The organism is Candidatus Chloroploca asiatica, from assembly GCF_002532075.1.
Lineage (GTDB): Bacteria > Chloroflexota > Chloroflexia > Chloroflexales > Chloroflexaceae > Chloroploca > Chloroploca asiatica.
Window position 1 is genome coordinate 14335 of record NZ_LYXE01000127.1, and the last position, 19749, is coordinate 34083.

Consider the following 19749-nt stretch of genomic DNA (forward strand, 5'->3'; position numbering starts at 1 on the left):
GCAAAGGAGGCGGCCTGTGACCCGGGGACGTGTCGTGCTGATCACGCTTGGCGTGATGATGAGCCTGTTTATGGCTTCGATGGAGAGCACGGTGATTGCGACGGCAATGCCAACCATTGTGTCTGAACTCGGGGGAATCCAGAGTTACAGCTGGGTCTTTGCGATCTATATGCTCACCTCGACCACGGTGGGGCCGATCTTTGGCAAGCTTTCGGATCTGTATGGGCGTAGACCATTGTACATGGTTGCGATTGCCGTCTTTATGCTCGGCTCGCTCTTGTGTGGTCTAGCGACCAGTATGAGTCAGTTGATCGCGGCGCGTGCGATCCAGGGTGTCGGGGCCGGTGGCTTGTTGCCGCTCGCTTTCATTATTGTGGGCGATATCTTTACCCTCGAGCAACGCACCAAGGTGCAGGGGCTCTTTTCGGGGGTCTGGGGCGTTAGTTCGATCCTGGGGCCATTGATCGGTGGCTTTCTTGTTGACCGCGTGGCCTGGCAGTGGGTCTTCTGGATCAATTTGCCGGCAGCGCTCGTTGCCGCAGGCCTGGTCTGGATGGCCTGGCGCGGTATCCCGCGCCCCGCAGGTGTGCGCCCTGCCATTGATTACGCTGGTGCGATCTTGTTGAGCATCGGGGTGGCTTCGTTGTTGCTGGGCCTCAATGAGTTTGGCAGCCTCCAGAGCAATGTCTTGCTGATGGTAGCTGTGGCAACGCTGACGGCACTTTTTCTCGTTGAACGTCGTGCCGAGGCCCCGATTTTGCCCCTGCATCTCTTTCGCTGGCGGCTCTTTGCCGTGGCCTGTGCGCACGGTGTGCTCGCCGGCTGGGTGCTCTTTGGCGGGATGAGCTACGTGCCACTCTTTGTGCAGGGGGTACTGGGAACCTCGGCGACACAGGCAGGCACAACGCTTACCCCGATGCTGCTCGCGTGGGTGCTGTCGAGCATCGTGGCGAGTCGGCTCTTGTTGAAGGTCGGCTACCGTACCTTGATTATCACCGGCATGGTCGCGTTTGTCCTTGGGGCTGGCTTGATGGCCCGTGTGAATCCCACCACAACTCAGCTTGAGATCATGGTTGCGCTGGCTCTGATGGGCCTCGGGATGGGGGCGTCGATCCCTTCATTCCTGATCGCGGTGCAGAGTAGTGTCAACAAGCCGGATCTTGGCTCGGCGACCGCGATGCTCCAGTTTTCACGCACGATCGGCGGAACCTTCGGCGTTGCTGTGCTTGGCGCGATCCTTGCGTCGCAGTTGACGGCGATCTTGCTCTCGTATGGCCTCAGTCCTGATGCAGTGCCCCTTGATGCCCTGATCGGCGAAGGTGCGACTGGTGCCGCTGAGTTGAGTGCGCAGGCCCGCGATGCCCTTGCATTGGCTATGGGCGTGATGTTTCAGACAACTTTTGTCATTGCGGTACTCGCGCTGCTGGTCGCCTTGCTTACCCCACATACCCAGATCCTGTCGTCTTCGCAACCCGATCCTGAGCCTGCTATGACCAGCGATTGAACCAGAAAGGTGCCCGATTTGTGCAAAATGTACAAATAAAAAGCCCCTTGACTTGTTGCTTTTGACTAAAAGATCGGATATACTAACTACAACAAGGCGGCAGTGCTGCTGCACAACTCAGGGTTAGGGCAACGGTGCCAGAACTCGTAACCTCGACAATGAAGACAGAAGGAGATATCACCATGCGGAACGGTAACTACGAGAATCTTTCGGTTGATGCTGTGGCTCGTCGCCTTCCCGAGTCGCGTGAGTACTTGCGTGAAGCCCGTATCGATCGTACAACGCGTATGTCGCTGCGCGAGGCGGCCAATGCCACCGGGACCAACTCGGATGAACTGCTGGCCCAGATCGAGGCTCGCCTCCGCCGTGAGGCTCGCCGCACGCACATCCAGCCCGTTGAGTTTGTGATGGTCTACGAAGAAGAAGATGAGATGTCGTTCGTCTAATTCCTCCTCGTTCACTGATAACTGCGGGCCGTCCAGTCTGGACGGCCCGTTGTTTTTATGCTGCCTATCCACGCCCCAGGGCGATTGCATCTTCTGTGTATGCATCCCACCAGGGCACCCGCAAGGGGTGCCCGTACACCGGGCCCGGCCCCCGGCCCTGTAGGGGCACCCCTTGCGGGTGCCCCGTTGTTGCCGGGGGCCGCCGTTTGCGACGCTGGTTGCATGCACATGCTGCCACAGAGAGCGTATTTTTTTGTATCCGGTTTCGTATGATGCAATCGCCCTAATCCACGCCCCAACAGACCTCCAACATCGCTGGCAAACGTGGTACTATACAACCGTGTCTATGTCGAGAGGAGACCCGTATGGTCAGGCGTGTCGGTGGTATTGCTCAGGCATCACGGTATCAGTTCGCGAATGGCATGATTGCCCTTGTGCATCGCAATCCCAGTACACCTACGGTCAGTGTGCGCGGTGAGTTGCGCCTGGGGGCGGTTGATGAGCCGGCTTCCGCCAATGGCCTTGCGTTGCTGACGGGCGCTGCGCTTATCCGTGGTGCCGGTGAGCGTACTTTTCAACAGTTGGTGGCCGAAACCGAGGCCCGTGGCTGTGGGGTCAGTGCCGCTGGTGGGCTCCACGCAACGAGTTTTGGTGGGCGCGCGCTGGTCGAAGATTTGCCCCTCATCCTTGAACTGCTGGCCGATATGCTCATCCGTCCGACCTTTCCGTTTCACGAGGTGACGAAACTGCGCAATCAGTTCTTGATGAGCCTCCGTGAACAAGAAGAAGAGCCGATGACTAGGGCGTCACGGGCGATCCACACGTTGCTCTATCCGTCCGAACATCCTTATAGTCGCCTTTCGACCGGGACGCTTATGACGGTGCAGGCCCTGGAGCGTGACGATCTCGTGCGTTTTCATGGTGCTTATCATCCCCAGGACGCGATCATTGCTGTGGTTGGTGATGTTGAGCCTGATGCTGTCTTTGCGGCCCTGGAACGCCATTTTGGCTCATGGAATCCCGTTAAATCACCGCCCAAAACGACCCTGCCTGCGGTACCGCCACTGTACGAACCGCAGCGTTGCGATATCGTGATGGAGGGCAAGCTCCAGTCTGATGTGATCTGGGCTGTCCACGGTCTGGCTCGCAATGATCCTGATTTTTATCCTGCGATGCTCGCCAATCTGATCCTCGGTCGCCTGGGGCTCGGGGGGCGGTTGGGCGAAGAGGTGCGGGAGAACCAGGGGATGGCCTACTATTGTTCGAGTAGCCTCGATGCTGATCTGGGCGCTGGCCCTTGGTCAGCCGTGGCCGGGGTCAACCCTAATGATGTCGAACGGGCGATCGAGGCGATGCTGCACGAGATCCGTCGCTTTGCCCACGAAGGGCCAACCGCACAGGAATTGGCCGATGCACGTGATTTTCTTACCGGTATGCTTGTGCTTGGGCTTGAGACCAATGATGGTATGGCTGGAACCTTGCTGGCGATTGAACGCTATCAACTTGGCTTGGATTTTATTGAGCGCTACCCGGCGTTGCTTGCCACTGTTTCCCACGAAGAGATTCTGGAGGTGGCCCGGCGCTATCTGGGCGGTACTGGCTATGCCCTGGCAGTCGCGGGGCCTCCGGTGGTCTAACGCCAATCCCTTGCACATAATACCAATGACGGTTCGTACCCCCGCATTGTCATGCTGAGTACCATATGGCCGACGGGCCAGTGGTATGGAGAGAAACCAGTGCGCGTGTGCAGCCTGCATGGTCACCCCGAACGGAGTGAGGGGGCTTCCATGATGATCCGTGCAGATTCCTCACTGAGCCTGCGGCTTCGTTCGGAATGACAGCGGAGGCGTTGCGATCCAACCATGAATAAGGCATTCTTTGAATAAGGCATTCTTTTTGACGCAAAGAGGAACAATTAATGATTGTTGCAGGTACCCGTGATGCCGTGCTGAATCAGGTTCAGATGCTCAGTATTCATGGCACGATCCTCTATGATCTTGTCTATACCCACGTAGGCGAAACTCAACCGCGTCAGGCTCGCCTCGGTAGTGAGAGTCTTTATGCCGAGCCGCAATCAGGTGATCTGATTCGGGTGCAGTATATGATGAACGTTGCTACTACGGTAGCTCGTCGTATGGGGTAGATAAGGACTCGATTCCTATCGGTACCCTCTATCATGTGGTTACGACTCGTGCTAAAATAACAGCGCGTATCGATGCGCTTTTTTGGTATATCCTCTGTTGCTCTCCTCCCGATGGTATCGCCGTTGCCCCGGCGGCGGCACAAGGAGTTCGGCATGGCTCCGCGCAGGCACACTTTTCTTCTCCTCACGGTCGTTGCTCTGGTCGTTGCTTCGTTTGGTCTGGTCTCCCTGCTTCCCGCGCAGTCTGGTCGTTCCGAGGTGGTCTTTTTTATTGACACCTTGGAAGATCTTGATGGCGCCAATGGATGTGTGGAACCTGGCCCCGGTCGTACCTGTAGCCTCCGTCAGGCGATTGCGAGTGCGAATGCGCATCCATCAAGTAGTGATTATAAAGTCATTACCTTCCGTTATTTTACCGATGGCCCGCTCGCAACCGAGGGGGGCATTGTCCGGCTTGATTCCTTGAAGCCGGTGTTGCCCAAGCTTACGGCGGATCGCGTTGAAATTATTGCGAATGATCTCTTTGGTATTCCCAAGATCCAGCTCGATGGCAATGGCCGCGATGTCGGCTTGCAACTTGCTGGCAATGAGGGGTTGATCCGGGGCCTCAGTCTCTATGGCTTTTCGGATTTTGGGATTGAGGAATTTCTTGGTTCGGCGATCTATATTACGGGCAATAATAATCGGGTCGAGCGCTCGTTTATCGGGGTCAATCCGGATGGACAGACACTTCCCGGGCGGCAGAATTTTAGTGGCGTGCGGATCGAGGGCAGTGCCACTGGCAATGTGATCGGTGGGGCTGGTGGTTCCGGGGTCGCCAACTATATCAGCGGCAATACGCAAAATGGGGTCATTATTCGCAATGCCTCGGGCAATTTTGTCCAGAATAATTTCATTGGCATTGTACGTGAGAATCAGTCAACAACACTCGTTGCCCGTGGCAATGGGCAGTACGGGGTGCAAATTGCGAGTATTAGCAGTAGCCTCAGTACCGATAATGTGATTGGTGGTACGAGTGCCGAACTCGCGAATGTGATTGCTGATAATGGTCAGGCCGGCATTCTGCTGCGCGGTTCGGGTACCATTACTAATTTTGTTCAGGCCAATTATGTTGGCCTCGATAGTGCGAATAATGATTTCAAGAACCGTGCTGATGGTCTTCTCCTTGAGGCTGGCGCACGCAATAACCGCATTGGTGGCTCGGGGGCGGCCCCCCTGGTGATCAGCAATAATGTCAATTATGGCATCCATCTGCGCCTCAATGGCGATCTCACGCGTGATAACGTGATCGCCGGGACGACCTTTATTGGAACTCGCACCGATGGGGTGACTGCCTTTGGCAATGGTCGCGGTGGGGTGCTGATTGCCCCCGGGGTGACAGGAACGCAGATCCAGGGTGCTGGCAATAGTCTGCGTATTGCCGCGAATGGTGGGCCCGGCGTGATTGTTGGTGGCCTTGGTGAACTGGCCGCCAATAATCGGATCGAACAAGCATTGATTGGCTTGGTGCCTGCCCCTGGTGGCTTCCAGGCCCGCCCTAATGCGCTCGGTGGGGTCGCGATCGTTACTTCGACGACGACCCTCTTGCACAATAATCGGATTGGCGGCAATACAACCAGTGGGGTGGATATTGGCCCCGGTGCGACTGCTGTGACGTTGACGGGCAATACCATTACGGCGAATAGCGCCAATGGGGTGGCGATCCTGCCTGGCGTGACTGATGTGACCTTGACCGGCAATATGATCAGTGCCAATGCGGCCTATGGGGTTCACGTTGGGTCCGGGGTTCAACGCACAAGTCTTGCCGGTAATACGGTGGCTGATCAGACCCTTGCTGGCGTCTGGCTCGATGGGGCCAGCAATACAACGCTTATAACTAATACGCTGACTGGCAATGCCGCCGGGGGGCTTGTTGTTCAGACGTCTACCAATACGACGATCACCGAGAATGTCTTTGGTGCGAATGATCCGTTTGGGTTGCGGATCAGTGAGAGTGTGACGACGACGGTTGATCGCAATTGGGTTGGTTTGACGATGGATGCACGCACGGCGTTGGGGAACCTCGGTACGGGTATCGAGGTCTTTGATGCGCAGATGACCGCGCTTACCAATAATTTTGTGGCGAGCAATGCGGGCCCTGGGATGGTGATTACCGGTACCAAGACCCGTGCGACGAATGTGCAAGGCAATGTCACCGGGTTATTGCGCGATGCCGCTGGTTTCGCCCGGGTGATGAGCCCTAACCTTGGTCCGCAACTCCTTGTCGCCGAGGGGCCGTATTTGACGATGATCAGTGGCAATACCATCGCGGGTGATAATGATCCGCTCACCGCCTACCCCGGGATCGTGATCTCGGGCACGCAGACCTTCACCGCGACGGTTGAGGCTAATCGCATTGGTTTTGTGCCCACTGCACCACCTGATGGCGAACCCTTCCTCAGTTTTGGTCATAGCGAGGGGATTGTTGTTGAGGGTGCGCACTATGTCCAGATTCGTAATAATAATCGTATTCGTCGTAATGATGGGGCTGCAATTCGCCTCACCGATGTGATGTCGGCGACGGTGACTGATCATATGGCGGATCGGGCGATCTTTGAGAATGGCCGTGGCATTGTGGTCACAGGTGCGTCGCAGTTTGTGACGCTGGCTCAGAATGAGTTGGTGGCGAATCGTGGCGATGCAATTGCGCTCGAGACGGTCGGCCAGATCGCCGATGTGTTGGTGCGCGAAAATACGCTACGGGCCAATCAGGGGTTTGGGATTCTGCTCAACGGCAATGTCCAGCGGGTGAAACTCCCCGGCAATCGGCTCAGTTTCAATCAGGCCGGTGGCATTGATTTTGTGCGTGCAGCTCCTTCGCCCGCCGCAACTAATCCTAATCATGATCTTGCCCCGCCTATTATCGATCTCACTGGCACTGATCCGATGCGCTTGCGGGTCTTTGATAATGGTACGTTCCAGGGACGGGTAATCACCGCGACGCTCGAACCCGGGGCTTTGCCCGCGCCCCTCGCTGGCTGTGTCACCTGCACGATCGAGGTCTTTCGCCCTGATCCTGAGTCGCTCGGTCAGGGTCTGACGTCGCTGGTGACGGTCACCGCTTCGCCCGAAGGTCTCTATAGCGGCCAGTTTGAAAACCTGACCGACACCCTCGAGTTGTTGCTGATCGCCACTGATGTGCTCAGCAATAGTTCTGAGTATGGTGTCTTCCCGGTGCGTCGGGGCATGGTCTTCCAGGAAGCAAATCTGATCCGCGAGGCGATCCCCGGTGAGACGGTGCTCTTTACGCTTGCCTTGTCGAATACGGGAACCTTGAACCTCGTTGATCTCCAGGTCGATGTTTCGGCTCCGCTTGAGGGCTGGACACTCGTGACGAATCCAGTGACGAGTACGCTGCAGACTCTGGCGGATGGCGAAGTCAAGCAACTCACGTTCGCGTTGACGTTGCCCCCAGGGGCACACCCGAATGCACGCGCTGGTCTGGTCAATGTGCTGAATGTGACGGTTCGCAATGCCTATGGTCCACCAACAACCGCTCGGTTGGAGACACGTGTCCGGGCGCAGCCGATCCTCCAGGTTGATCCGCCGGTGGCCGTGGGATCTGCCCGACCAGGGGCGGTGGTCGAACATCGGCATACGCTTCGCAATCAAGGCAATGTCGCGGTTACGGCTAATCTTGTCGCCGTGACTCGTGATGCCATTGGGATCACCGAGCTCTGGACAACGACGTTGCCGACGACGACGGTGACCCTCGCGCCCGAGACCGAGACGACTGTCGCGGTATTGGTGCGCGTGCCGCCTGGTGCCCAGGTGCTCGATCCGCTGGGCAATCCGGTGCAGGCGACGACGAGTGTCACGGCAACGGTGCCAGCTTTTGAGGGGGCGAATCCGTTGCTCAGTTACCCTGAGTTGACCCTGCCCTTTATGGCGACAACCCGCGTTGGCCTGGCCCCCGATGCTGATCTTGAACGCGACGAGACCACCGAGGCTGTGGCGGGCGGTGAGGCGATCTTTACCCATACGGTGTTCAACCAGAGCAACGGGACGGCCTTTTTCTGTCTGGTTGCTTCGACGACCAAAGGCAGTACGGTGCGCTTCGAATCGGCCACCCGCGATTTTGTGCTTGATGCGAATGGCTGCTTCCGCCTCGATCTGGTCAATGATGGCAGTCAACAGCCACCGCTCTTCCGTGAAGCCCAGTTCCGGGCAATCGTTTCGCTTGATCCGCGTCTTTTGCCCAACGAGCGCGAGCTTGTCACGTTGACCTTGCGCGAAGCTTCAACCGAGGAAATCATCAGCGATGCAACGCTGGTCAATCAGATCACGATTGTCCGTGGCAATCTGCTTCCGAGGGTGTGGTTACCGCTGGTGCAAAAATAAAGGAGGGGCACCGTGGCATCACTCAATCGTCGTCTCGCGCTAGTCCTCGTGCTGGCGCTGCTCTTCTCGTTGCTCGCAGCGCTGCCGGTGCCCTGGTCGATTGTCGCTGCTCAGGAGAATATTGTCGTCAGCAATCTCACTGACCTTGACAATGGTGGGGCCAATGATTGTGGCTCTGATGGGTGTAGCCTGCGCGAGGCGATCCGCCTGGCGAATAGCCGCACTGGCCCCAATACCATCACGTTTAGCGTGACCGGGACGATCTTCCTGGAAACGGCCTTGCCCATCTTGACTGATGACGAGACGACGCTTGATGCGACCAGCGCCGATCCTGCGGGGACGCAGCCCAATGTGACGCTGAATGCCTTGGGCATTGCGCCGGGCTCGCATGGCTTGCATCTCCAGAGCAACAACAATGTGGTGCGGGGCCTGGCGATTATTCGTGCTCCGGCGGGTATGTCGGCGGATCTCGCTGGGGCGGGCATCTTTCTTGATGGTGCGAGCGGCAATCAACTCTATCAGAACTGGCTCGGCCTCGCTGCCGATGGGACGGCCCAGGGCAATCAGGGCTATGGCCTGCTTATCGGCAATGGGGCGAGCAATAATATCATTGGGGCTGACCGTGATGATCAACGCAATGTCTTGACGTCGAATGTCATGGGCGGCATTCGGATCAATTCGGCGAGCAACACGGCGTTAAACCAGAATAATCTGATCGAGGGCAACTATATTGGGACGACGCCCGCGGGCGATGCTGCTGGCAACAATGGGACACGCACAGACAGCGCGGGGATGAGCCTGGGCGCCGGTGCGGTCAATACGACGATCCGGAACAATGTGATCGGGGGGTTCCCTCAGTCGTTTGGGATTTTTATGCCCGGCCTTGGACAGGTGTCGACCAACCCGCTCATTGCGCGTGACAACGTGATTGTGGGCAATGCGATCGGGGTGACGCGTGGCGGCACGCCCATTCCGAATAGATTTGGTCTTCAGCTTGGGAGCAATGCCTATGGTCCGCGCAATACGACGATTGGTGGGCTCGATCCACTTGACCGCAACATCATTGCGGGCAATACCAATTACGGTATTCGTTTCTTTGATAGCGGGTTTGCCTGGGGCGATGCGACCATTCTTGGCAATCTGATCGGTTTGACTGCCGATGGGACGCCACTCCCGAATGGCACAACCAGTGATAGCTCGTCGGGGGCGATCTTCATTGGGTTACTTGGCGGTGGTACTACCCAGTTTCCGCCTGGTCGCGTCACGGTTGGCCCCAAGAATGTGATCGCGGCGAGCCGTAGTTTTGGCGTTCATGTTCGTTCGAGTAACCATGTCATCAAGGGCAATTATCTTGGTACCAGTGCGTCTGGTGATCGTTCTGAAGCGGGTCAGACAGCCTTCGGTGGCGCGAGTATTTTTCTTGAGCATGGTACCGGGGTGACTATTGGCGGGACGACGATAGCTGACCGCAATGTGATTGCGTATGGCGGTGCGCTGATCGGTGGTGCGCGTGCCGCGATCCTGATCAATCCGGTGGCGCTGGGAACCAATCGCTGCAGCAATGGGACCTGTACAACGAGTGGTCACCTGATCGAGGGCAACTATCTCGGGGTGCGCCCTGATGGCGTGACGCCGTTGAATGCGGCCTCGCCTTCCGGTACCGAGGGCATGCGGATCTGGCGCACCACCGGCGTGACGGTGCGCAATAATCTGATTGGTGGGGTTGGCCAGGGTCTTGCCCTGGGCGAACCGAGTGTTGCTGCTGGTGCCGTTACGAATCTCTTGATCGAGGGCAATCTTATTGGTGCCCCGGCAACGGGCGAGTTGCCGCTTGATGCCAATCTCGCCGCCGCTCCGCGCAATTTCTCGGTTGGCATTCGTCTCTTTAATGGCTCAAACAATGTAATCCGTCAGAACCTCGTTGCCTATAATGGCTCCGGCCAGAGTTTTGATGTCGTACCTGGTATTTTGATTGGTGCGCTGTTTGATGGAAATCTCGCCAGTAATAATGATCTGCTTGGCAATCGTCTGGTGCGCAATGGTGGTGCCGATGCACCCGGTATTCAGATTCGCGGCGCGACTGGCATTCGGATTTCGCAGACGACGACCGAGTTTCATCAGGGGCCGGGGATTGCTCTGCTTGAAGGCGGCAATGCCGGGCGTACCCCGCCGACGCTGAATCCGCAGCTGCAACAGAATCCCGAGCCTCAACCCCCCAGTGTCACTGGCTTGACGGATCCCGCCTGTGGCCTCGGTTGCACGGTTGAGATCTTTACAACTTCGCGTGGCACCGAGGCCGACGAGGGGCCGATCTATCTTGCATCGGGCTTAACGCTCGCTGATGGAACCTTCAATATTCCGTTGCCCGTCTGTCAGCGCTATATTAATGCAACGGTGACTGATGCTACTGGCAATACGTCGCCTTTTAGTACCCGCATTGACCTCGGAGTTGATAATCCGTGTGCGCCCATTGCGTTTGATCTCGTCGCCGATCCGGCTGGTACCGAACGTGCCGTGGCCCCTGGCGAGCAGACAACCTATCTGCATACGCTCAATAATACTTCTCCGATCACCCTGACGTTCTCGGTGGCCCTGACTTCGACCCAGCGCTGGGCCAATGGGCCAACCCTGGTCACGGTGCCTCCCAATGCGTCAACCGAGATTCCTGTGACGGTGACGGTGCCTGCTACCCAGGCCGAGGCGGCCACCGAAACGACGAGTGTCCGTGCGCTCGTCGGGACGGCGCGTTCGTCGAATGTGGTGGTGAATACGACGACGGTGCGTTTGCCTGGCCCCGCCTTCCCTGCGCTCACCGGTCCCCTGACGACGACGCTCGCCGGGCCGACGACGATCTTTACCCATACGGTGAGCAATGTCGGCGATGTGGTTGGTGATTTCACGGTCGCTAGTACCGGTTTTGTTGGCGATGCGCCGCCCGGATGGTCGGTGGCGTCGGTGACACCAGCGTCATTTACGCTGACTCCTACGCAGACGATGACGGTCTCTGTGCTGGTCAATACGCCTGGTGCGCCCCCCGCTGGCTCCGTCGTCTTTGGGTTGCGGGCCTTTGTAACGGGTGACGAGGCGCGGGTGGCTCAGACTGCCAATACGATTATCGTGCCGGTGGTGCGTGGCTTTGCCTTTACCCCTGCGACGCTGCAGCGTGTGACTACTGATCCTGGGGCAACGGCGCGGTTCACCTATGTCCTGACTAATACCGGCAATGCTGCTGATAGCTTCGCCATTGCGACATCGGCTCCACCGGCTGGCTTGACGCTCACTGGTGTAACTGCGACGCCGAGTCTGAGCAATCTGGCTACCGGGAGCTCGTCCACGGTGCAGGTGAGCTATGCGGTGGCGGATGATGCGCTCGCCGGGACTTATCCGTTGACGGTGACGGCGCGTGTCACTGGCGGCGCTGATCCGCCCCCGCCTGCGCCGCGTTCGCTTGAGGTGGTCGTCCTCGGCAGTGGGGCGGTGACGCTTACCCCTGAGCGTGCCGAGCCGCCCGTCGTTGATCTCGCCGGGGCGACGCAACCGGTTGCGGTGACGACGGTCTTTACGGCGGCCAATACCGGCAATGCGTCGGCACCGATCCTGCCCGGGCCGGTGACTGGACTTCCCGCTGGCTGGACGGGTGAGGTGACGGGCAATGCCTGTCCGTCTGACCTCCCCGGTCTTGCGCCAGCAGCCTCATGCCTCTTTACCGTGACAGTCACCGTGCCGCCTACCGCTGATGCCGGGGTTACCGATCTCACGGTCGCGGCCACGGCCGATAATAGCGCCCAGACGAATCCGGCTGTGCCTGATGTCACCGATGAAGCCACGCTCCGTGTGCAGGTTGCGGTGGTGCGCGGGGTGGCCCTGCGCCCTGCGAACCTCGCGCAAGCGGCGTTGCCTGGCGACACGGTGACCTTTGTGCATACGCTCGAAAATACCGGCAATGCACCCGATAGCTATACGCTCACGGTGAGCCAGACGGCGACGTTGCCAGCCTGGACGCTCAGTCTGACCCCGACAGCGGTGAGTGATCTGGCGCGTGATGGCACACGGACGATCACAACAACGACGGTGGTGCCGGCGAATCTGCTGGCGGGAGATGTCAAACAGTTGACGGTGCGGGCCGTCGGGGTGAACGATGGGCCGACCGCAGAAGTGACCGCTGTCGTGACGATCGGGTCACTGGTTGCGGGCGAATTGCTTGACAGCCCGCGTGGCAGCGTTGATCCCGGTGAGACGACGACCTATACGGTGACAGTGCGCAATACGGGCACCGAACGCACCAGGTATACGCTGGTCTTGAGCGATACGCTGTCGGGATGGCGTTCTGCAGTTGGCCCGGCGACGCCTGCTTTGCCGCCGGGGATGACCGGCACGCTGGTGATCAGTGTGACCGCACCGCTTGATGCTCCATCCGACGCTACCAATACAACGCAACTGCGCCTGGTCGAGGATGGTGCGCCCACGGTCATCCTTGATGAACGGGAAGCAACTACGCGCATTGGGCCGGTGGTACGCGGCTTCCTCTTTACCCCCGCAACGCTCCAGCGTGTGACCACCGACCCCGGGACAACCGTACGCTTCAGTTACCGGTTGACCAATACCGGCAATGTGGCCGATAGCTTCACCATTGTTCCTTCGGTGCCGCCTGCCGGGTTGAGTGTGGCGGGGGTTTCGGCAACGCCGAGTCTGAATGATCTTCCCGTTGGCGCTGGCTCGACCGTGCATGTAAGCTACACGGTTGGGGTTGGTGTGTTGGAGGGAACGTACCCGTTGACGATCACCGCTCGCGTGAGCGGGGGCGATGATCCTCCCCCAGATGCCCTGCGTGCCGCTGAGCTTGTGGTGCGTGGGCGTGGTGCGGTCGCACTTGCGCCCACGCTGGCCGAGCCGCCAGCGGTTGATCTGGCCGGGGCGACGCAACCAGTCGCGCTCACGGTGGTCTTTACGGCAACCAATACGGGCAACGCACCTGCGCCGATCCTGCCCGGGCCAGTGACTGGTCTGCCGGCTGGCTGGACAGGTGAGGTGACAGGTAATGCGTGTCCTGCTGCGTTGCCTGGCCTGGCCCCGGCGGCGACGTGTCGCTTTACCGTCACGGTCTCGATTCCCGCCGATGCTGATGGTGGTGTGACTGATCTGACGGTGGCAGCCACGGCAGATAATAGCGCACGCACCAATCCGACGGTGCCGGATGCCACTGATGAAGCCACGCTGCGCGTTCGTGTGGCGGTTGAACGAGGCGTCGCGTTGCGGCCTGATGGGCTTGCCCAGTTAGCCGGCCCCGGTCAGACCGCGACGTTTGTCCATACGCTCGAAAATACGGGGAACGCGCCCGATAGCTTTAATCTGAGTGTGCTCCAGCCCCAGGCTGAACCAGTCTGGACGGTGGCGGTGAGTCCTTCGCTGGTCAGCGATCTGGCGCGTGATGGAACCCGTACCATTACCACGACAGCGGTGGTGCCTGCGACGGCACTGCCGGGCGAAAGTGTGCGCCTGACGCTCCGTGCGGCCGGTGTCAATGCTGGCCCGGTGGCCGAAGTCACGGCGCTCGTGACGGTCACGGAACGGGTCGTGCGTGACTTTGTCTTTACCCCCGAGCCACTCCAGCGCCGTACCACGGTTCCTGGCACGACGGTGCGTTTCACGTATGTCTTGACTAACACCGGCAATGGGGTCGATAGCTTTGCCCTTGATAGCTCGGTGCCGCCTGCCGGCGTGACGCTGCTCGACGTGACGGCAACGCCGAGTCTCGATAATTTGGCGGCGGGAGTCAGTTCCGAAGTTCAGATCAGGTATGCGGTTGATTCGGCGGCGCTGGCGGGAACCTACCCGTTGACGATCACGGCGCGGGCGGTCGGTGGCCTTGAGCCGCCTGCGCCAGCCGTGCGTTCAATTGAACTTGTTGTGGTCGCCGGAGGATCGGTCGTGTTGAGTCCTGATCTGGTCGCACCGCCCGAGGTTAACCTTGCCGGGGTGACGCAACCTGTCGCGGTGACGGTGGTCTTTACGGCGACCAATACGGGCAATGCGTCTGCGCCGATCCTGCCCGGGCCGGTGACTGGTCTGCCGTCTGGCTGGACGGGTGACGTGACGGGCAATGGCTGTCCGTCTGGTCTTCCTGGTCTTGCGCCAGCGGCGTCGTGTCAATTTACCGTGACTGTCACGGTGCCGTCTACGGCGGAGGCTGGGGTGACGGATCTGATCGTCGCGGCCACCGCAGATAATAGTGCCCAGACGAATCCGACGGTGCCTAATATCACTGATGAAGCCACGCTTCGTGTGCAAGTCGCGGTGGTGCGTGGCGTTGCTTTGCGCCCTGATAATCTGGCGCAACAGGCCTTGCCTGGCGAGACGGTGACCTTTGTCCATACGCTCGAAAACACCGGCAACGTGCCCGATAGCTATACGCTCACCGTGAGCCAGACGGCGACCCTGCCAGCGTGGACAGTCAATCTGACGCCGACCGAGGTGAGTGATCTGGCGCGTGCTGGTACGCGGACGCTCACGACAACGACGGTGGTTCCGGCGAATTTGCTGGCGGGTGAGGAACAGCGGTTGACCGTGCGTGCGGTCGGGGTGAACGATGGCCCGGCGGCGGAAGTGACTGCTGTCGTGACGATCGGGTCATTGGTTGCGGGCGAGTTGCTCGACAGCCCCCGTGGCAACGTCAATGTCGGTGGGACAACCACCAGCTATGCCATCACCGTGCGCAATACGGGGACGGAACGCACCAGCTATACGCTGGTCTTGAGCGATACGCTGCCAGGATGGCGTTCTGAGGTAGGTGTGGCGACGCCTGCCCTGCTTCCGGGGATGACCGGCACAGTAACCATCAACGTCACCGCACCGCCCGAAGCTGTGCGCGGCGATACGAATACAACCGTCTTGCGGCTCGTTGAAGCGGGTCTGCCGACCGTCATCCTCGACGAGGGTGAAGCCGTCACGCGGGTCGGGCCGCTCTTTGGCCTTATGCTGACGCCCGATACAGATCTGGCCGGTGCGCCCGGGACAGTGGTCGAGAGTCGGCATACCCTGACCAATCTTGGCTCCACCGAAGGGACGTTCCGCTTGCGCGTGGCCGACTCGCTCGGCTGGTTTACCAACGTCACCCCTGACCTTGTAACCCTTGGTCCTGATGAAGAGATCGAGATCCTTGCCTTGGTACGTATCCCTGAAGGGGTGCGGGCTGACACGCCGAATGTTGCGATCGTGACCGCACAACAGCTTGATGCCCCAGTGCTGGTTCAAGCACAGGCTCGGATCGACCTGCGGGCGACCCTGGTTGCCGGCCTCAAACTCGCCTCGTCACAGGTACGTCGGGTGCAACCAGGGCAAGGCCTGATCAGTATGAGCGATCTTGCGGTGACCAATCTCGGCAGTGGGAGTGATACCATCACCCTGACGGTTGTTGGTGAAAGTGACGGCTGGGAGGTTGATCTGAGTCGCAGCAGTGTATGGGTTGATCATACGAGTACTGCCCGCGTTTCGATGCGCGTCGTGGTACCTGAACGCATTGCGCCCGGTACCATCAAGACCCTGCGCATCGAAGGGCGCTCGACCAATGACGAAACTGTTACTGATGCGATTGAGTTATCGCTGATCTACTTTACGGGTGGGCAGACGCCTTCACGCGTCTTCCTGCCGCTGGTGCGCCGATGAAGACGATTGCCGTCATCCACGGACCGAATCTCAATATGCTCGGGCGGCGCGAACCCGCGATCTATGGGCATACCACGCTGGCTGACATCAATGCCGCCCTGACCGCACGCGCCGAGGCGGCGGGGATGCGCCTGATCGCTTTCCAGTCCAATCACGAAGGTGCCCTGGTCGACTTCTTGCAAGGCGAGGGGTGGGAGGCCGACGGGGTGATTATCAACCCTGGTGCGTTGACGCACTACGGCCTATCGCTACGCGATGCATTGGCCGCGCTGAGCGCCCCGATCATCGAGGTACATATCTCGAATGTCTACCGCCGCGAACCATTTCGCCACACCTCGGTCGTTGCGCCAGTTGCCACGGGCCAGATTACCGGCTTGGGCTGGCAGGGGTACATGCTCGCGCTCGAATGGCTCATTCCGACGCTGCTCCCCCCCTCCCAGGCCACACAACTCAGCACATAAGGCGGTTTTTTTGACAAGGAGACTGCGTGACAGTTCTACGACCAATTACAGAAGCCGAGTACGTAGCCTGGCTTGAGATAGTTATCCCGGCCTATGCCAAAGACAAGGTTTCCTCTGGCCAATGGCCAAAGGATTCAGCGCTCGATTCAGCTCGAAAGGACTATGCCGAGCTGCTGCCAAATGGAAAGGACACCGACAAAAACCACATCTTCACCGTTCTAAGCCCAGAAGGGTTTCCGGTCGGAACGTTGTGGTTTGTCGAGCAGGAAAGAGCGAACAGCCACATCGCTTATGTCTACGACATCTATGTAAAGCCTGAGCACAGAAGGCAGGGTCACGCTTCTCGGGCCTTTCAGGCTTTGGAAGTGGAAGTTACAAGACTTGGCCTATCGGGAGTCGCATTGCATGTCTTCGGCCATAATCTTGCAGCCCAAGCGCTCTACACCAAGTTAGGCTATGTCGCCACAAATATCAATATGTTCAAACCGGTGCCTGGTGCTACCTAACACTTGCCTCTGCGGGCAACGTAGCTCGAACGTTAGCCAGCCCTTTGCAATCTCGGCATGTCGCGCTACAATGGTAAGTAGAATCCGTTTGGCAAGGTTATGTTATTGATTGGCGCATCAGGAGAAAGAAATGAAGCCTTTTGCTACGTGGCGCACCTGAAGCCCCCCGTTAGGCGGGCGTCAAGTGACTGTTTGAGGAACGATGCAATGATTCGGAAGGAACGACAATGCCAACGTTGTCAACGTTCTATGGCATTAAGATCACGATGAACTACAACGACCATCTGCCACCTCACTTTCATGCAGAATATCAAGACTTCGAGGCGACCATTGAGATCGCCAGTGGACTGGTTACGGGCAGGATGCCCAGACGCGCCTTGAATCTGATCTGGTCATGGTTGGACGAACATCGCGACGAAGTTATGGAAAACTGGGAACGGGCGCAAGCGCGACAAGCACTCAAACCCGTGGAACCGCTCCGTTGAAGAGGTGAAATGTTTATCCATGTAACAAATGTGCAATACCTGGACGGCTATCGGCTCCAACTGCACTTCAACAACGGCGTTGAGGGTGTTGTCGATCTGGAACCAGAACTCTACGGAGAGGTCTTCGAACCTCTGCGCGATCAGCAGGTGTTTCGGCAAGTAGCTTTGACCAGTCGCACGATTGAATGGCCCAACGGCGCTGACTTTGCCCCCGAATTCCTGCTGTCATTGGCGCAGAAGCCCGAACATGTCGCCGCATGAGCAGCGACGAGCAAGCGGCCTGATGCGGTCTGCAACAATCCCAACGTGAGCGCAACGGGGAATGCAGCGGGTCTCTGGGCTCAGCCCCGATCCGGACGACGTTGCCTAGGCCGTTGCCCAACACCCCGTCCAGCCGACCGGCGCATGGGCCTGGGTTCGCATCGAGTGTTCGCGATCACCCGCGGCTGACGTGCGGCTTTGGGCCGCCTCAGCCCGTAACGCCATTCCGACGGTTTATCCAAATCCTGGATAGGCGGCAACCGTGCGGCGTCGCACCATACAGGGCCAATTGAGGTGGCATCATCGCGGTATCGCACGGGTCAGGCTGATCGAGGCCGCAGAATCGCTGTCTCCTTCATGTTGGATCGCACATCCATCACATCCGTACGAGAGCGAGTGTCTGCGATACCTGCGCCGTGCGCCAGTACTCGCCCACCGCCAGCTTTACACTACCGCGATCCTGGGCTACAATTTGCACATATCGCGGGAGGACGCTATGACGACGAAAGCAGTTGAGATCCACGAAGCACAGCAGCACCTTGCGGAATTGGTTGCCCAGGTCGCGACCGGAGAGGAAATTATCTTACTGGATGGTCAGATACCCCGCGCGCGCCTGGTACCCATCACGCCGCACACTGCACGGCGAGTCCCAGGGTTACATGCCGGTAGTATGACGATGAGCCCCGATTTTGATCAGCCTTTGCCCGATGAGTTCTGGACCGGAACACCGTGAAGCTGTTGCTCGATACGCATACGTTTATCTGGTGGGACAGCGATCCTGCCAAATTATCCGCCACCGCGCTGGCGTTATGCAGTGATCCCGCCAATGATCTCATCCTCAGTGTCACAAGTCTATGGGAAATGTACATCAAGCACCAGCTTGGGAAATTGAGCCTGCGGCTGCCGTTGGTCGATATTGTCGCGCATCAACAAGCCACGAATAGCGTGAACGTCTTGCCAATTCTGCCTACGCATGTGTTCGCATTGGATGGTCTGCCGACAGTTCATAAAGACCCATTTGATCGCTTATTGGTTGCGCAAGCGAACAGTGAAGACGCGACCTTGGTCAGCGCCGATCCCATTTTCAAATCCTATCCGGTTCGTATGGCTTGGTAACGCCTATGCGAGTTGACCATGAGCATTGCCATCGGCCACTCCACGATTCGCGATTGGGCGTTGGATGATGCTGATGCTGATGCACTGGCTAGATATGCCAACAACCCCAACGTTGCGGCGAACCTTCGCGATGGATTTCCGCAACCGAGGATCGTTGGAGCATCCTCGGCACATCGGACGTGGGTCGGCTCTTGTGTGTTGCCCATGCTGACAGTTTGCTCACAGGTGAGATTGTTGAACGCCAAAAAGACGCTGTTACTGGTGAGTGGAAGTATCTGGTCAAAGGCGACACGGTTGCAGGCTATGAAATGACGACCGTTGCAAAAATCAGCCCTACGGGCAAGTTGGTGATCATCACGGTCTATCGGTTATAAAGGTGACTTTGCTTTCGATATGCAAACAGGTAGCCTCGTGCATCACCGTAATGCGGTGTCGTCAAGGTTAATTGGTATTAGTCGGCACTGCTGTTTACAACCCAGATAGGACTGCTATAGCTTGTGGGGAGGAGCAAAACGTCACGTTTCCGTGGGCGGAAGCGACGTGGCGATGTCGTAAACAAGCACCTGCACGTCGAGGCCCTCGCTGGTCAGCAGATCGATCGTGTACTCGTGGGTGTCCGCTTTGATTGCCGTCTCGACGCCTGCCGGGGCATAGACACGGATGCTTGCTTCTTCTTCGGAAGCACGGGCAATGCGCAGCACCGCCTCGGGGCAGATCGTTGTGATACGCTGACATAGTTCGGTGATGGCGTCTTCCAGGGTCATGCGAAGATCCTCTCGTGGGCA

At 58.5% G+C, this 19749-nt stretch carries 14 protein-coding genes; 13 read left to right on the forward strand and 1 reads right to left on the reverse strand.

From position 1 onward, the window contains the following. Nucleotides 1–16: 16 nt before the first annotated feature. The 13 genes from A9Q02_RS16580 to A9Q02_RS16640 all read left to right on the forward strand — a co-directional run bounded on the left by A9Q02_RS16580 (nucleotide 17) and on the right by A9Q02_RS16640 (nucleotide 19338). Nucleotides 17–1504, forward strand: coding sequence for an MDR family MFS transporter (locus tag A9Q02_RS16580; protein WP_097654200.1), 1488 nt, complete (start codon nucleotides 17–19; stop codon nucleotides 1502–1504). A 182-nt stretch (nucleotides 1505–1686) separates the two neighbouring features. Then, complete coding sequence (locus A9Q02_RS16585) at nucleotides 1687–1950, forward strand: hypothetical protein (RefSeq protein ID WP_097654201.1); 264 nt, start codon at nucleotides 1687–1689, stop codon at nucleotides 1948–1950. A 365-nt stretch (nucleotides 1951–2315) separates the two neighbouring features. Then, nucleotides 2316–3587, forward strand: coding sequence for a M16 family metallopeptidase (locus A9Q02_RS16590; protein WP_097654202.1), 1272 nt, complete (start codon nucleotides 2316–2318; stop codon nucleotides 3585–3587). Between the two features lie 281 nt (nucleotides 3588–3868). Then, complete coding sequence (locus A9Q02_RS16595; protein ID WP_097654203.1) at nucleotides 3869–4093, forward strand: hypothetical protein; 225 nt, start codon at nucleotides 3869–3871, stop codon at nucleotides 4091–4093. A 153-nt stretch (nucleotides 4094–4246) separates the two neighbouring features. Next, nucleotides 4247–8473, forward strand: a complete 4227-nt coding sequence (locus tag A9Q02_RS16600) for a right-handed parallel beta-helix repeat-containing protein (RefSeq protein WP_172451074.1) — start codon at nucleotides 4247–4249, stop codon at nucleotides 8471–8473. Nucleotides 8474–8485: 12 nt separating this feature from the next. Further along, a complete protein-coding gene (locus tag A9Q02_RS16605; RefSeq protein ID WP_097654205.1) occupies nucleotides 8486–16135 on the forward strand; it encodes an NEW3 domain-containing protein in 7650 nt (2549 codons plus the stop codon). Further along, nucleotides 16132–16596, forward strand: a complete 465-nt coding sequence (aroQ, locus tag A9Q02_RS16610; RefSeq protein WP_097654206.1) for a type II 3-dehydroquinate dehydratase — start codon at nucleotides 16132–16134, stop codon at nucleotides 16594–16596. Before A9Q02_RS16605 ends, aroQ begins: the two co-directional genes overlap by 4 nt. Before the next feature lie 26 nt (nucleotides 16597–16622). Further along, nucleotides 16623–17102 carry a GNAT family N-acetyltransferase gene (locus tag A9Q02_RS16615; RefSeq protein WP_097654207.1) on the forward strand — a complete coding sequence of 160 codons (480 nt, stop codon included), beginning with the start codon at nucleotides 16623–16625 and terminating at the stop codon, nucleotides 17100–17102. A gap of 227 nt (nucleotides 17103–17329) precedes the next feature. Then, nucleotides 17330–17587, forward strand: a complete 258-nt coding sequence (locus A9Q02_RS16620) for a DUF4160 domain-containing protein (RefSeq protein WP_167857335.1) — start codon at nucleotides 17330–17332, stop codon at nucleotides 17585–17587. Nucleotides 17588–17596: 9 nt separating this feature from the next. Further along, a complete protein-coding gene (locus A9Q02_RS16625) occupies nucleotides 17597–17848 on the forward strand; it encodes a DUF2442 domain-containing protein (RefSeq protein ID WP_097654208.1) in 252 nt (83 codons plus the stop codon). Between the two features lie 496 nt (nucleotides 17849–18344). Beyond that, nucleotides 18345–18581, forward strand: coding sequence for a type II toxin-antitoxin system Phd/YefM family antitoxin (locus A9Q02_RS16630; protein WP_097654209.1), 237 nt, complete (start codon nucleotides 18345–18347; stop codon nucleotides 18579–18581). After that, on the forward strand, nucleotides 18578–18964 hold the full coding sequence (locus A9Q02_RS16635; RefSeq protein ID WP_097654210.1) for a type II toxin-antitoxin system VapC family toxin: 387 nt from the start codon (nucleotides 18578–18580) through the stop codon (nucleotides 18962–18964). The genes A9Q02_RS16630 and A9Q02_RS16635 overlap by 4 nt, the downstream gene beginning before the upstream one ends. A 215-nt stretch (nucleotides 18965–19179) precedes the next feature. Beyond that, on the forward strand, nucleotides 19180–19338 hold the full coding sequence (locus A9Q02_RS16640) for a DUF4258 domain-containing protein (protein ID WP_216361543.1): 159 nt from the start codon (nucleotides 19180–19182) through the stop codon (nucleotides 19336–19338). A gap of 141 nt (nucleotides 19339–19479) precedes the next feature. Here the strand turns inward: A9Q02_RS16640 and A9Q02_RS16645 are convergent, their stop codons facing one another. Beyond that, nucleotides 19480–19728, reverse strand: coding sequence for a hypothetical protein (locus A9Q02_RS16645; protein WP_097654212.1), 249 nt, complete (start codon nucleotides 19726–19728; stop codon nucleotides 19480–19482). Nucleotides 19729–19749: the final 21 nt, after the last annotated feature.

What these genes read in the sequence shown, in the direction of transcription:
- A9Q02_RS16625 (WP_097654208.1), top strand. Translation starts at nt 17,597, where the DNA reads ATGTTTATCCATGTAACAAATGTGCAATACCTGGACGGCTATCGGCTC.
- A9Q02_RS16600 (WP_172451074.1), top strand. Translation starts at nt 4,247, where the DNA reads ATGGCTCCGCGCAGGCACACTTTTCTTCTCCTCACGGTCGTTGCTCTG.
- A9Q02_RS16620 (WP_167857335.1), top strand. Translation starts at nt 17,330, where the DNA reads ATGCCAACGTTGTCAACGTTCTATGGCATTAAGATCACGATGAACTAC.
- A9Q02_RS16585 (WP_097654201.1), top strand. Translation starts at nt 1,687, where the DNA reads ATGCGGAACGGTAACTACGAGAATCTTTCGGTTGATGCTGTGGCTCGT.
- A9Q02_RS16590 (WP_097654202.1), top strand. Translation starts at nt 2,316, where the DNA reads ATGGTCAGGCGTGTCGGTGGTATTGCTCAGGCATCACGGTATCAGTTC.
- A9Q02_RS16630 (WP_097654209.1), top strand. Translation starts at nt 18,345, where the DNA reads ATGACGACGAAAGCAGTTGAGATCCACGAAGCACAGCAGCACCTTGCG.
- A9Q02_RS16595 (WP_097654203.1), top strand. Translation starts at nt 3,869, where the DNA reads ATGATTGTTGCAGGTACCCGTGATGCCGTGCTGAATCAGGTTCAGATG.
- aroQ (WP_097654206.1), top strand. Translation starts at nt 16,132, where the DNA reads ATGAAGACGATTGCCGTCATCCACGGACCGAATCTCAATATGCTCGGG.
- A9Q02_RS16645 (WP_097654212.1), bottom strand. Translation starts at nt 19,728, where the DNA reads ATGACCCTGGAAGACGCCATCACCGAACTATGTCAGCGTATCACAACG.